At 72.5% G+C, this 13,418-nt stretch carries 13 protein-coding genes; 4 read left to right on the top strand and 9 right to left on the bottom strand.

The window, feature by feature from the left end:
* Positions 1–73 precede the first annotated feature (73 nt).
* The 3 genes from AMK21_RS17970 to AMK21_RS17960 all read right to left on the bottom strand — a co-directional run bounded on the left by AMK21_RS17970 (position 74) and on the right by AMK21_RS17960 (position 3,182).
* Positions 74–1,714: a phospho-sugar mutase gene (locus tag AMK21_RS17970; protein ID WP_073879033.1), complete on the bottom strand. Its 1,641-nt coding sequence runs from the start codon at positions 1,712–1,714 to the stop codon at positions 74–76.
* A 101-nt stretch (positions 1,715–1,815) separates the two neighbouring features.
* Positions 1,816–2,640, bottom strand: a complete 825-nt coding sequence (locus tag AMK21_RS17965) for a purine-nucleoside phosphorylase (RefSeq protein WP_073879031.1) — start codon at positions 2,638–2,640, stop codon at positions 1,816–1,818.
* A 104-nt stretch (positions 2,641–2,744) separates the two neighbouring features.
* Complete coding sequence (locus tag AMK21_RS17960) at positions 2,745–3,182, bottom strand: gamma-glutamylcyclotransferase (protein WP_015610940.1); 438 nt, start codon at positions 3,180–3,182, stop codon at positions 2,745–2,747.
* 320 nt (positions 3,183–3,502) lie between these two features.
* On the opposite strand from AMK21_RS17960, the gene AMK21_RS17955 reads away from it, so the two are divergent.
* Positions 3,503–4,942: an NAD(P)H-quinone dehydrogenase gene (locus AMK21_RS17955; RefSeq protein WP_073879029.1), complete on the top strand. Its 1,440-nt coding sequence runs from the start codon at positions 3,503–3,505 to the stop codon at positions 4,940–4,942.
* A gap of 206 nt (positions 4,943–5,148) precedes the next feature.
* Positions 5,149–6,123, top strand: a complete 975-nt coding sequence (locus tag AMK21_RS17950; RefSeq protein ID WP_073879027.1) for a DeoR/GlpR family DNA-binding transcription regulator — start codon at positions 5,149–5,151, stop codon at positions 6,121–6,123.
* 94 nt (positions 6,124–6,217) lie between these two features.
* Here AMK21_RS17950 and AMK21_RS17945 read toward each other — a convergent pair whose 3' ends face one another.
* On the bottom strand, positions 6,218–6,814 hold the full coding sequence (locus AMK21_RS17945; protein ID WP_073879025.1) for a TetR/AcrR family transcriptional regulator: 597 nt from the start codon (positions 6,812–6,814) through the stop codon (positions 6,218–6,220).
* A gap of 130 nt (positions 6,815–6,944) precedes the next feature.
* On the bottom strand, positions 6,945–8,699 hold the full coding sequence (locus AMK21_RS17940; protein ID WP_073879023.1) for an acetyl/propionyl/methylcrotonyl-CoA carboxylase subunit alpha: 1,755 nt from the start codon (positions 8,697–8,699) through the stop codon (positions 6,945–6,947).
* Between the two features lie 354 nt (positions 8,700–9,053).
* Here AMK21_RS17940 and AMK21_RS17935 point away from each other — a divergent pair, with 354 nt between their 5' ends.
* Positions 9,054–9,491, top strand: a complete 438-nt coding sequence (locus AMK21_RS17935; RefSeq protein WP_073879204.1) for a hypothetical protein — start codon at positions 9,054–9,056, stop codon at positions 9,489–9,491.
* A 27-nt stretch (positions 9,492–9,518) separates the two neighbouring features.
* On the opposite strand, the gene AMK21_RS17930 is transcribed toward AMK21_RS17935, so the two are convergent.
* From AMK21_RS17930 to AMK21_RS17920, 4 genes are all read right to left on the bottom strand, one after another.
* Entirely contained in the window at positions 9,519–10,130 is a 612-nt protein-coding gene (locus AMK21_RS17930) for a nucleoside triphosphate pyrophosphatase (RefSeq protein ID WP_073879021.1), read from the bottom strand.
* 54 nt (positions 10,131–10,184) lie between these two features.
* Entirely contained in the window at positions 10,185–10,313 is a 129-nt protein-coding gene (mmpB, locus tag AMK21_RS36665) for a morphogenic membrane protein MmpB (RefSeq protein WP_267893921.1), read from the bottom strand.
* A gap of 77 nt (positions 10,314–10,390) precedes the next feature.
* Positions 10,391–10,597 carry an acyl-CoA carboxylase epsilon subunit gene (locus tag AMK21_RS17925; RefSeq protein ID WP_073879019.1) on the bottom strand — a complete coding sequence of 69 codons (207 nt, stop codon included), beginning with the start codon at positions 10,595–10,597 and terminating at the stop codon, positions 10,391–10,393.
* 30 nt (positions 10,598–10,627) lie between these two features.
* Complete coding sequence (locus AMK21_RS17920) at positions 10,628–12,208, bottom strand: acyl-CoA carboxylase subunit beta (protein ID WP_073879017.1); 1,581 nt, start codon at positions 12,206–12,208, stop codon at positions 10,628–10,630.
* 208 nt (positions 12,209–12,416) lie between these two features.
* On the opposite strand from AMK21_RS17920, the gene AMK21_RS17915 reads away from it, so the two are divergent.
* Positions 12,417–13,289 carry a biotin--[acetyl-CoA-carboxylase] ligase gene (locus AMK21_RS17915; RefSeq protein WP_073879015.1) on the top strand — a complete coding sequence of 291 codons (873 nt, stop codon included), beginning with the start codon at positions 12,417–12,419 and terminating at the stop codon, positions 13,287–13,289.
* The last annotated feature ends 129 nt before the right edge of the window (positions 13,290–13,418 follow it).

Below are 13,418 nucleotides of genomic sequence, written 5' to 3'. Positions count from 1 at the left end.
GCACACGCAGCGCACAAGGACCGGCCCCCTGCGCCTCTCTGCCAGGGGGCCGGTCCTTTCCCGTACGTACGCCTCAGATCCCGGCGGCCGCCGCCAGGTCCCGCTTGATCCCGGCGAGCAGCTCCGCGCCCCGCGCCCGCGCGGCGGGGAGGCCGGCGGCGCCCGCGACCGGGACGACGACCTCCAGGTAGCACTTCAGTTTCGGTTCGGTGCCGCTCGGGCGGACGATCACCCGGGCGCCCTCCAGCTGGTAGCGCAGCCCGTCGGTGGGCGGCAGCCTGTCCGTGCCCTGCGACAGGTCCTCGGCCGAGGTGACCGCGAGGCCGGCCAGGGCGGTCGGCGGCTGCTCGCGGAGCCGGGCCATGGCGTCCGCGATGACCGTCAGGTCCTCCACCCGCACCGAGAGCTGGTCGGTGGCGTGCAGGCCGTGGGCGAGCGCCAGGTCGTCCAGCAGGTCAAGCAGCGTGCGGCCCTGCTCCTTGAGTACGGAGGCGAGCTCGGCGACGAGCAGGGCGGCGGTGATGCCGTCCTTGTCGCGGACGCCCTCGGGGTCGACGCAGTAGCCGAGCGCCTCCTCGTACCCGTACCGCAGGCCGTCCACCCGGGCGATCCACTTGAAGCCGGTCAGGGTCTCCTCGTAGCCGAGGCCCGCCTTCTCGGCGATCCGGCCGAGCAGCGACGACGACACGATCGACTCCGCGAACACGCCGGAGACACCGCGCTCCACCAGGTGCGCGGCGAGCAGCGAGCCCACCTCGTCGCCGCGCAGCATCCGCCAGCCGCCCTCGGTGGCGGTGTCGGGCACGGCGACGGCACAGCGGTCCGCGTCCGGGTCGTTGGCGATGACCAGGTCCGGCGCCGCCCGGCGTGCGGTGGCGAAGGCGAGATCCATCGCGCCGGGCTCCTCCGGGTTGGGGAAGGCCACGGTGGGGAAAGCGGGGTCGGGCTCGGCCTGCTCGGCGACGAGCACGGGCGCGGGGAACCCGGCGCGCTCGAACGCGGCGGTCAGCACGGAGGTGCCGACGCCGTGCATCGCGGTGTAGACGGCGCGTGCGGTACGGGGGCTGCCGGGGGCGAGGACGGCGTCCGTACGGGCGAGGTAGGCGGCCAGGACCTCGTCGCCGAGGGTCTCCCAGCCGTCCTCGGGGCGTACGACGTCCGCCAGCGGGCCGACCGCGGCGATGGCGGCCGCGATCTCGCCGTCGGCCGGGGGCACGATCTGTGAGCCGTCGCCGAGGTAGACCTTGTAGCCGTTGTCGCGCGGCGGGTTGTGGCTGGCGGTGACCTCGACGCCGGCGACGGCGCCCAGGTGCCTTATGGCGTACGCCAGTACGGGGGTGGGGAGTGGGCGGGGGAGGACGGCGGCACGGAGTCCGGCGCCGGTCATCACGGCCGCGGTGTCGCGGGCGAAGTCCTCCGACTTGTAGCGGGCGTCGTAGCCGACGACGACGAGGCCGCCCTCCTGGCCCTGGGCCTTCAGGTACGCGGCGAGGCCCGCCGCCGCCCGGATCACCACGGACCGGTTCATCCGCATCGGCCCGGCCCCGAGCTCGCCGCGCAGTCCGGCGGTGCCGAACTGGAGCGTGCCCGCGAAACGGGCGGCGAGCTCCTGGGTGTCGCCCGCCTCGATGAGGGCGCCCAGTTCGCCGCGCGTCTCGGGGTCGGGGTCCTCGGCCAGCCAGGTCCTGGCCTGCGCGATGAGGTCGTGCTGCACGGGGTCCGCCTTTCGGGGTGTGCGGGGGTTGGAGGTGGAACGCCGGACGGGCTGGAGCAGAAGCCGGACGGGCTGTCGGTGGGCGGGGGGCCCGAGCAGGCCTAGATGCGGTCCAGCACCCGGGCCAGCAGCGCGCCCATCCGCGTCGCCGAGTCACGGCCCGCCTGGAGGACTTCCTCGTGGTTCAGGGGCTCGCCGGAGAGGCCCGCCGCCAGGTTGGTGACCAGGGAGAGGCCGAGTACCTCGGCGCCCGCCTCGCGGGCCGCGATGGCCTCCAGGACGGTGGACATGCCCACCAGGTCGCCGCCCATGACCCGGACCATGTTGATCTCGGCCGGGGTCTCGTAGTGCGGGCCGGGGAACTGGACGTACACGCCCTCTTCGAGCGTGTCGTCGATCTCCTTGCACAGCGCGCGCAGGCGCGGCGAGTACAGGTCGGTCAGGTCGACGAAGTTGGCGCCGACGATCGGCGAGGTCGCCGTGAGGTTGATGTGGTCGCTGATCAGCACCGGCTGTCCGGGGCGCATGCCCTCGCGCAGGCCGCCGCAACCGTTGGTCAGGACGACCGTCCTGCAGCCCGCGGCCACCGCCGTACGGACTCCGTGGGCGACGGCGGCGACGCCGCGGCCCTCGTAGTAGTGCGTGCGGCCGAGGAAGACCAGCGCGCGCTTGTCACCGATCTTGTACGAGCGGATGGTTCCGCCGTGGCCCTCGACCGCGGGCGCCGGGAAGCCGGGGAGCGCGGTGACGGGGAACTCGGCCTCCGGGGCGCCGAGTGCCTCGCCCGCGGGCGCCCAGCCGGAGCCCATGACCAGGGCGACGTCATGGGTCTCGGCGCCGGTCAGCTCGCGCAGGCGGGCGGCGGCCCCGGCAGCGGCTGCGTACGGGTCGCCCTGGATGTTGTCCGGAATAACTGATGCGTTCACGCGGAAGAGCGTAACCGCTGAATGCCTACGCGCGTAGATGTACCTGTGCAAAGAGTCGCCGGAGGGCCTTGTGGCTTCGCACGAAGAGCGGGGCCGCACCCCGCTCAGCAGGGGCGCTTGCGCAGGCCCATCACGTAGTCGTGCGGGGCGCCCGCGGACTCGGCGGCGTCCGCGATCTCGCCCAGGTAGCGCGCCGAGGGCAGGCCGCCCTCGTACCCGTTCAGCACATACATCCAGGCCGGCTCCTCGCCGTCCAGGGTGTGCACGCGGACGCGCATACGCCGGTAGATGTCGAGCCCGACGCCCTCCCAGCGGTCCATGGAGTCCTCGTCCATCGGCGCCAGGTCGTACAGCGCGACGAAGACCTGGGAGCGCGGCGCCTCCACCACGGTGGCCAGCGCCCCTTCCCAGCCCATCTGCTCCCCGCCGAAGGTCAGCCGCCAGCCGTTCAGCCAGCCGGTGCTGCGCATCGGGGAATGCGGGGCGCGGCGGGTCATGAGCCGCGCGTCGAGGTTGCCGGCGTACGCGGCGTAGAGCGACATGGGATCGAGGGTACGGGAGGGGGGCGCGGGAGTGCCGGTTCCTGTGACGAAGGCCGCGGCCGGGGGAGTGCCGGGCGGGGGTTCGAAGGGGCGTGCGGCCGGGCGATTCCCCCCGCCGCAAGGCTCCGCTCCCGTACGGCAGCGGCCTCCGTGCCCGTACCTCCGGAGCCCCGGCTCCCGTATGGAGGGCCCCGGGGCGAATCTGTTTGGCGCGTGCGGGACAATGGAGTACGTACTGCATCCCCCGGGGCGATCCCCCGGACCCCCGGCCGGGGCGGCAGACGGCCGGGGGATCGACACCCACGCGAGGCGGACTTTTCGTGACCCGGATCGTGATCATCGGCGGCGGCCCCGGCGGCTACGAGGCGGCTCTGGTGGGCGCCCAGCTCGGCGCGGAGGTGACCGTCGTCGACTGCGACGGCCTCGGCGGAGCCTCGGTACTCACCGACTGCGTGCCATCGAAGACTCTGATCGCGACGGCCGAGGTGATGACGACCTTCGACTCCTCGTACGAGGAGCTGGGGATCATCGTCGCCGACGACACGCCGCACAAGGAGCACGCCGCCCGGGTCGTCGGCGTGGACCTCGGCAAGGTCAACCGACGGGTGAAGCGCCTGGCGCTCGCCCAGTCCCACGACATCACCGCCTCCGTCACCCGGGCCGGCGCCCGCGTGATGCGCGGCCGCGGCCGGCTCGACGGGCTCCAAGCGGCCGACGGCTCCCGCCAGGTCGTCGTCACCGCCGCCGACGGCACCGAGGAGCGGCTGGCCGCCGACGCGGTGCTGATCGCGACCGGCGGCCACCCCCGTGAGATCCCGGACGCGCAGCCGGACGGCGAGCGCATCCTGAACTGGACCCAGGTCTACGACCTCGACGAGCTCCCCGAGGAGCTCATCGTGGTCGGCTCCGGTGTCACCGGCGCCGAGTTCGCCGGGGCGTACCAGGCGCTCGGCTCCCGCGTCACCCTCGTCTCCTCCCGCGACCGGGTGCTGCCGGGCGAGGACCCGGACGCCGCCGCCGTGCTGGAGGACGTCTTCCGGCGCCGCGGCATGAACGTGATGTCCCGCTCCCGCGCCCAGTCGGCCAAGCGCGTCGGCGACCGGGTCGAGGTGACCCTCGCCGACGGCCGGGTCATCACCGGCTCGCACTGCCTGATGGCGGTCGGCGCGATCCCCAACACCGCGGGCATGGGCCTGGAGGAGGCCGGCGTACGGCTGAAGGACTCCGGCCACATCCTCACCGACCGGGTCTCGCGCACCAGCGCCCCCGGTGTCTACGCGGCCGGTGACGTCACCGGGATCTTCGCGCTGGCCTCGGTCGCCGCGATGCAGGGCCGGATCGCGATGTACCACTTCCTCGGCGACGCGGTCGCCCCGCTGAACCTCAAGACGGTCTCCGCCAACGTCTTCACCGACCCGGAGATCGCCACCGTCGGCTACAGCCAGGCCGACGTGGACGCGGGCAGGATCGACGCCCGGGTGGTGAAGCTGCCGCTGCTGCGCAACCCGCGCGCCAAGATGCAGGGCATCCGCGACGGCTTCGTCAAGATCTTCTGCCGTCCCGGCACGGGGATCGTGGTCGGCGGCTGCGTCGTCGCGCCGCGCGCCAGCGAACTGATCCATCCGATCTCGCTCGCGGTCGACAACAACCTGACCGTGGAACAGATCGCAAAGGCGTTCACCGTCTACCCGTCGCTGTCCGGATCGATCGCAGAGGTGGCCCGGCAGCTGCACACCCGCAAGCTCACGGACGAGGGCTGACGACAGGGCAAGTCCGCCTGTTTGCCGGGGAATCCCGACATTCCCCGGCCCCCCGCCACTGCGGACGGGGGTGGTGACCGCTCGGCGATCACATCCGGACAACAGCGAAAGCTCCTATACCACTTGCGGGTCCGCCGGATGTACAACTTCCGTTATTCGGCGCAAACTGCTGAAAACTCACCGGCGGCCAGGTTACTGTCAGTTCCGTGTTCGCTGCAGAACGTCGTCAGTTGATCCTCGAAATGGTGCGTGCCAACGGGGCGGTATCGCTCCGTGAGCTCGCCCGCGTCGTCCAGACCTCCGAAGTGACCGTACGGCGGGACGTGCGGGCGCTGGAGGCAGAAGGACTCCTCGACCGCCGGCACGGCGGTGCGGTCTTGCCGGGCGGCTTTACGCGGGAGTCCGGCTTTCCGCAGAAATCCCATCTCTCCACCGCGGAGAAGACGGCCATCGCCGACCTGGCGGCCTCGCTGGTCGGTGAGGGCGAGGCCATCGTGGTCGGCGCCGGTACGACCACGCAGGAGCTGGCCCGCCGGCTCGCGCGGGTCCCGGGTCTGACCGTGGTCACCAACTCGCTGCTGGTCGCCCAGGCGTTGGCCCATGCCAACAGGGTGGAGGTCGTCATGACCGGCGGCACCCTGCGCGGCAGCAACTACGCGCTGGTGGGCAGCGGGGCCGAGCAGTCCCTCCAGGGGCTGCGGGTCTCCCGGGCCTTCCTCTCCGGGAGCGGCCTCACGGCGGAGCGTGGCCTGTCCACCTCCAACATGCTCTCGGCCAGCGTGGACCGGGCCCTCGTGCAGGCCGCCGCGGAGGTGGTCGTCCTGGCGGACCACACGAAGCTGGGCGCCGACACCATGTTCCAGACGGTGCCCACGGAGCTGATCACCCGCCTGGTGACGGACGAACCCCCGCTCCACGACGAGCGGGCCGCCGCCGAGCTCCAGGCCCTGGCGGACCAGGGCGTGGAGGTCACGGTGGCGGGCCCGGACGGGGACGCGTCGGCGGGCGAGGCTCCCTCCGGGGAGCGCCGGCCTCGCCGCGACATGCCGTTGCCGGGGCAGCGGAGGACGACGACGCGGAACGGAGGGCTGGGGCCGCAGCTGCGCAGCGCGTCGTCCCTGTCCGACCAGGCGTCGTCGTCGGGTGAGCGGGCCCGGGTGGCGGACCTGCGGCGGCGGTAGGGCCCGGGGCAGCGCCCCGGTTTTCGGGAAGGGGCCGCGCGGGGGAGGCCCCGCGCAGCGGCCCACCGACCGCGGCCCCCACCCGCCGCACGCCCTACTTCAACCCCCGCAACGTCAGCCGCAGCAGCCGCCCCGCCAGCTCCGGGTCATCCGGCGACTGCTCAGCGGCCAGCGCGATCGCGTTCGTCAGCTGCAGCAGGTCGTCGATCGAGACATCCGCCCGCACCGACCCGCTCTCCTGAGCCCGCCGCAACAGCCCCGCCCCCGCCTCCCGCAACGGCAGATGGCACTGGGCGAGCGCCGAAGTCTCGTCCTGCGAGGCCGACATGAGCGCCCGGGCCAGCCCGCGGTACTCACCCGCATGGGCGACGATCGCACCCAGCCAGTCCACCAGTGCCCGGCACGGAGCCTCGGCGCCCGCGAGGTCGCGGGAGCGGTCCAGGAGTGAGCGCAGGGCGTCCTGGAAGACCGCGTTCATCAGGGCGTGCCGGTGGGGGAAGTGCCGGTAGAGGGTGCCGATGCCCACGCCCGCCTGCCGCGCGATGTCCTCCAGCGAGGCATCCGTGCCGTGCTCGGCGAAAGCCGTACGGGCCACGCCGACCAGCCGTTCGTGGTTGCGGCGGGCGTCCGCGCGCATCGGCCGCTCCGGCGGCCGTGCCGCGCCCGTCCCGATCGAGATCGGCCCTGCCATGGCTCCCGCCCTCCCTCGGTTCCCGGGTCTTCCGTCCGTCCGTCGGGATCCAGGATGCCACTGCACGCGCAGGGGCCCGGCCCGCGTCCTTGACGACGCGGGCCGGGCCCCTCGGGTACGAACTGAGCCGTCAGTCCTTGATCTCGCAGATCACGGCGCCGGAGGAGACGGAGCCGCCGACCTCCGCCGTGAGCCCCTTGACGGTGCCCGAGCGGTGGGCGTTGAGGGGCTGTTCCATCTTCATGGCCTCCAGGACGACGACGAGGTCGCCTTCCTTGACCTCCTGGCCCTCCTCGACCGCGACCTTGACGATCGTGCCCTGCATCGGGGAGGCGAGGGAGTCGCCGGAGGCCGCGGAGCCGGCCTTCTTCGCCGCGCGACGCTTCGGCTTGGCGCCGGCCGCGAGACCCGTACGGGCCAGGCTCATGCCCAGCGAGGAGGGCAGCGAGACCTCCAGGCGCTTGCCGCCGACCTCGACGACCACGGTCTCGCGACCGGCCTCGTCCTCCGCGTCCGCGTCGGCGGGCGCGGCGAACGGCTTGATCTCGTTGACGAACTCCGTCTCGATCCAGCGGGTGTGGATGGTGAACGGGTCGGCGGTGAAGGCGGGGTCGGTGACGACTGCGCGGTGGAAGGGGATGGCGGTGGCCATGCCCTCGACCTGGAACTCGGCCAGCGCACGCGCGGCGCGCTGGAGGGCCTGCTCGCGGGTGGCGCCGGTGACGATGAGCTTGGCGAGGAGGGAGTCCCAGGCCGGGCCGATGACGGACCCGGTCTCGACGCCCGCGTCCAGGCGGACACCCGGGCCGGTCGGCGGAGCGAACGCCGTCACGGTGCCGGGGGCCGGGAGGAAGCCGCGGCCGGGGTCCTCGCCGTTGATGCGGAACTCGAAGGAGTGCCCGCGCACGGCCGGGTCGCCGTAGCCGAGCTCCTCGCCGTCGGCGATGCGGAACATCTCGCGTACGAGGTCGATGCCGGTGACCTCTTCGGTGACGGGGTGCTCGACCTGGAGGCGGGTGTTGACCTCCAGGAACGAGATCGTCCCGTCGGCCCCGACGAGGAACTCGACCGTGCCCGCGCCGACGTATCCGGCTTCCTTCAGGATCGCCTTGGACGCCGCGTACAGCTCAGCGTTCTGCGCCTCGGACAGGAAGGGGGCCGGGGCCTCCTCCACCAGCTTCTGGTGGCGGCGCTGGAGCGAGCAGTCACGGGTCGAGACGACCACCACGTTGCCGTGCTGGTCGGCCAGGCACTGGGTCTCCACGTGGCGGGGCTTGTCGAGGTAGCGCTCGACGAAGCACTCGCCCCGACCGAACGCGGCGACGGCCTCGCGGACGGCGGAGTCGTACAGCTCCGGGATCTCCTCCAGCGTCCGGGCGACCTTCAGTCCGCGCCCGCCACCGCCGAAGGCGGCCTTGATCGCGATGGGCAGCCCGTTCTGCTCGGCGAACGCGACGACCTCGGCGGAACCGGACACCGGGTCCGGGGTTCCGGCGACCAGGGGGGCGCCGGCGCGCTGCGCGATGTGGCGCGCGGCCACCTTGTCACCCAGGTCGCGGATGGCCTGCGGCGGCGGGCCGATCCAGGTGAGCCCGGCGTCCAGGACGGCCTGGGCGAACTCGGCGTTCTCCGACAGGAACCCGTAGCCGGGGTGGATGGCGTCCGCGCCGGAGTCCGCGGCGGCCTGGAGCACCTTGGCCATGTCCAGATAGCTGGCGGCCGGGGTGTCACCGCCCAACGCGAACGCCTCGTCGGCGGCCCGGACGTGCAACGCGTCCCGGTCCGGATCGGCGTAGACCGCGACACTCGCGATCCCCGCGTCCCGGCACGCCCGAGCAACGCGGACAGCGATTTCGCCACGGTTGGCGATGAGCACCTTGCGCACGATGACTCCCTCCTGGAAACAAGCTGAGTTTAGGGACTACCGACACGGCGCTACGACCCGTCCCCAATGGTGAGCTTGCCCACACGGAGTGTGATTCGAGGCTTGCCCCAGTAGTGAGATCCCTTGTGGCACCACGGTACGCCGGGTTCTACAACCGCACAGTAACTACCCGGTGTGGTGCAGGTCTCTGTCCTGAAGGTCAACGCCTCACGGCGTTTCTTTGTGGACTCCCTACGAACGGCCGAGGGATTCTTTGCGTGGCGTACGGGGCGGCCCGACCTCTTGTCCGAAGGAATACCGGTGAGTAAGGTCCGCGACACGCGCGTACCGCAGGTAACAGGGGGTGGCGCTTTGCTGCGCAGACCGGTGGCGATCGTGACCGCGCTCGTGCTGTCCGGGGAGGCGGTGGGCATCTTCGCCGTCAACGCCGTCCTCGCCACGGTCGCCGAGAACCAGAACATGTCCCTGGCGGGCATGGACCCGAAGGCCATGTCCACCGGGACCTGGGTGATGGGCGGGATCTTTGCCGTGCTGCTGGTCGGGTGCGGCCTGATCGCGCTGCTGGCCGGGGTCCGGGACCGCTCGCCGGGGCGGTTCGGGCGGATCGCGCTGATCGGCTGCGCGGTGGTGCACGGGGTGCTCGGGGCGGTGACCGTGGGGCTCGTGGGCTGGGCCGCGTTCGCCTGCGTGATGCTGGTGCTGGCCCTGCTGGTGTTCACCCTGCTCTCGTACGGGCCCGAGGGCCGCGCCGAGGACCGGGTGCGCGACGAGGCGGCCCCGGCGGCGGCCTGAGCCGCCGCCCGGCTCCCGCGGGGGGTCTCAGACCCACAACTCCGTCACGGAGATGTCCAGTTCGCCCAGCAGGCGGCGCAGCAGCGGCAGCGAGAGGCCGATCACATTGCCGTGGTCGCCCTCGATGGAGTCGACGAACGGCGCCGACCGGCCGTCCAGCGTGAACGCCCCGGCGACGTGCAGCGGCTCGCCCGACGCCACGTACGCGGCCACCTCGGCGTCGCTCGGCTCGCCGAACCGTACGACGGTGGACGCCGTCGCCGAGGTGTGGCGGCCCGAAGCGGTGTCGATCACGCTGTGGCCGGTCCGCAGGACGCCGGAGCGGCCGCGCATCGCCTTCCAGCGGGCGGTGGCCTCCTCGGCGTCGGCCGGCTTGCCGAGCGCCTCGCCGTCCAGTTCGAGGACGGAGTCGCAGCCGATCACCAGGGCCCCGGCCGCCTCCGGGCGCTCCGCGACCGCCGCCGCCTTGGCCCGGGCCAGCACCAGGGCCAGCTCGCCGGGGGTCGGGGCGGTCAGGGCGTCCTCGTCCACCCCGCTGACGATCACCTCGGGGGCGAAACCCGCCTGGCGCAGCAGGCCGAGGCGGGCGGGGGAGGCGGAGGCGAGTACGAGGCGGCGCTGATCAGTCATACCGGCCATCGTAGAAGGGCCCGGAGCCGGACCCGTACCCGCTGAGCCCCGTACCTAAGGGGCTCAGCGGGCGCCGAGCACGAACATGGCGACCAGCATCGCCAGGGCGAGCACGAAACCCGCGCGGCGCATCATGTCCTGGGCGTCGCGCAGTTCCTTCGGCGGCTCGTTCTCGGGGTCGGACCACAGCATGCTTCCGATCCTGCCCGCGCCGGGCGCCGATGCGCCTGAGTACGGGTACTCATGAGGCAGCGGCGCCCGGATGCGGCTCAGGCCGGCCAGTACGTCCTCGCCCAGGCCCGGGGGCCCGGCCGCGGGCGCCCCGTGCGGGCGATGCGGCCCGGGTCGGACCACTGCTCGGGCGGGACGGGCGCGCCGGACGGCACGGCGGCGCTCGCCGCGGCGCGGGCCTGGACCACCGCCAGGGCGGCGGCCAGCTCCTCGGGGGTCGGGTTGCCCCGTACGACCCTGATCATGGGCAGACCTCTCTGTGGCAGGGCGGGCGGCTACAGCGGGATGTTGCCGTGCTTCTTCGGGGGAAGTGATTCCCGCTTCGTACGCAGCTGACGCAGCCCCTTCACGATGTGGGCGCGGGTCTCGGACGGCATGATCACCGCGTCGACGTAGCCGCGCTCGGCCGCCACGTACGGGTTGAGCAGCGCGTCCTCGTACGCCGTCATCAGCTCGGCGCGCGTCGCGTCCGGGTCCTCGGCGGCGGCGATGGTGCGGCGGTGCAGGATGTTCACCGCGCCCTGGGCGCCCATGACGGCGATCTGGGCGGTCGGCCAGGCCACGTTCAGGTCGGCGCCCAGGTGCTTGGAGCCCATCACGTCGTACGCGCCGCCGAACGCCTTGCGGGTGATGACGGTGATCAGCGGGACCGTCGCCTCCGCGTACGCGTAGATCAGCTTGGCGCCGCGCCGGATGATGCCGCCGTACTCCTGGTCCACGCCCGGCAGGAAGCCCGGCACGTCGACGAAGGTGAGGACGGGCACGTTGAACGCGTCGCAGGTCCGGACGAAGCGCGCCGCCTTCTCGCTCGCGTCGATGTCCAGGCAGCCGGCGAACTGCATCGGCTGGTTGGCGACGATCCCGACCGGGTGGCCCTCCACCCGCCCGAAGCCGGTGATGATGTTCGGCGCGAACAGGGCCTGGGTCTCCAGGAACTCGGCGTCGTCCAGCACGTGCTCGATCGCCGTGTGCATGTCGTACGGCTGGTTCGCCGAGTCCGGGATGAGGGTGTCCAGCTCCCGGTCCTCGTCCGTGGTGGCGAGGTCCGCCTCCTCCGGGAAGGCCGGGGCCTCGGAGAGGTTGTTCGAAGGGAGGTAGGAGAGAAGGGACTTGACGTACTCGATGGCGTCCTTCTCGTCGCCCGCCAGGTGGTGCGCCACCCCGGAGGTGGTGTTGTGCGTACGGGCTCCGCCCAGCTCCTCGAAGCCGACGTCCTCGCCGGTGACCGTCTTGATGACGTCGGGGCCGGTGATGAACATGTGCGAGGTCTGGTCGACCATCACCGTGAAGTCGGTGATCGCGGGGGAGTAGACCGCACCGCCCGCGCACGGGCCGACGATCAGCGAGATCTGCGGGATCACCCCGGAGGCGTGCACGTTGCGGCGGAAGATCTCGGCGAAGAGGCCGAGCGCGGCCACACCCTCCTGGATGCGCGCGCCGCCGCCGTCGTTGATGCCGATGACCGGACAGCCGGTCTTCAGCGCGAAGTCCATGACCTTGACGATCTTCTCGCCGTAGACCTCGCCGAGCGAACCGCCGAAGATGGTGAAGTCCTGCGAGTACACGCAGACCGGGCGGCCGTCGACCGTGCCGTACCCGGTGACGACACCGTCGCCGTACGGGCGGTTCTTCTCGATGCCGAAGTTGGTGGAGCGGTGCCGGGCGAACTCGTCGAGCTCCACGAAGGAGCCCTCGTCCAGCAGGAGACCGACCCGCTCACGGGCCGTCAGCTTGCCCTTGGCGTGCTGCTTCTCGACCGCGCGGGCCGAACCCGCGTGCGTCGCCTCCTCGATACGGCGGCTCAGGTCCGCGAGCTTGCCCGCGGTGGTGTGGATGTCGCTCTGCGGCTCGGACATCGGGGGGCGGCTCCCTGCCTGGTCACGGGGACGACGAACGGTGGCGGTCACGGGGGGACTGACCGGTCGCCTGTCCGACTCTGCGGCTACTGGCTCGTAACCTCTGGTCACGCAACGCTCGTACGCGACTCTCCGGCTACTGACTCGTAGGGTATCGGCGCGCCTCCGGAAAGGCAGTGCGTCCTTTGCCACACCTAGGGTGGCTTGCATGACACCACCGGATGCGTCACACAACCGCTGGTCGGACCTGGACCGGCCGCCCCTGAACGTGACCGCGCTGCGCCGCGGGCTGCTGCGGCCCGAGTCGCTCTGGCGCGAGCTGGAGGTCGTGGAGACCACCGGATCGACCAACTCCGACCTCGCGGAGCGGGCCCGCTCCGAAGGCCTGGCCGAGGGCACGGTCCTGGTCGCCGAGGAGCAGACCGCCGGGCGCGGCCGGCTGGAGCGGAGCTGGACCGCGCCGCCGCGTTCCGGGCTGTTCTTCTCGGTGTACCTGGAGCCCGGTGACGACGTACCCGTGGAGCGGTGGGGGTGGGTGCCGCTGCTCGCCGGAGTGGCCGCCGCGGCCGGCCTCGCCAAGTCGGCGGGCGTCGACACGGCACTCAAGTGGCCCAACGACCTGCTGGTCACGGTGGAGGGGGAGGAACGCAAGGCCGGCGGCATCCTCGGGGAGTTCGCCGGGGACGGCATCGTGGTCGGCCTCGGCATCAACGTCTCGCTGCGCGCCGACGAGCTTCCCGCCCCCACCGCCGGTTCGCTCGCGCTCGCCGGAGCCGTCTCCACCGACCGGGAGACCCTGCTGCGGGCCGTCCTGCGCTCGCTGGAGCACTGGTACGGGGGGTGGAAGGGCGCCGGCGGCGACGCTGCCGCGAGCGGGCTCCAGGCGGCGTACGCGGCCGGGTGCGCGACCCTGGACCGGACCGTACGGGCCGAGCTGCCGGGCGGGAACTCGGTGGTCGGGCAGGCCGTGGCGATCGACGGCGACGGGCGCCTGGTGCTCTCCACCGACGACGGGCTCCAGCAGCCGGTGTCGGCCGGGGACATCGTGCACCTGCGGGGGGCGGCGGGCGGGCTGACCTGAGAATCCGGTCGGGGAACGGGGCGGAGAGCCCCTCGGTGCGCGCCGGATCCACCCGATGGCCGTACCGGTGGATACCGCGTTACCGGTGGATGTCACGCGCGACGCACCCGTATCGGGCGACCAAGGACG

Origin of the sequence: Streptomyces sp. CB00316 (assembly GCF_001905595.1) — a bacterium.
Lineage (GTDB): Bacteria > Actinomycetota > Actinomycetes > Streptomycetales > Streptomycetaceae > Streptomyces.
This window is presented reverse-complemented; position numbering and strand designations above follow the sequence as displayed.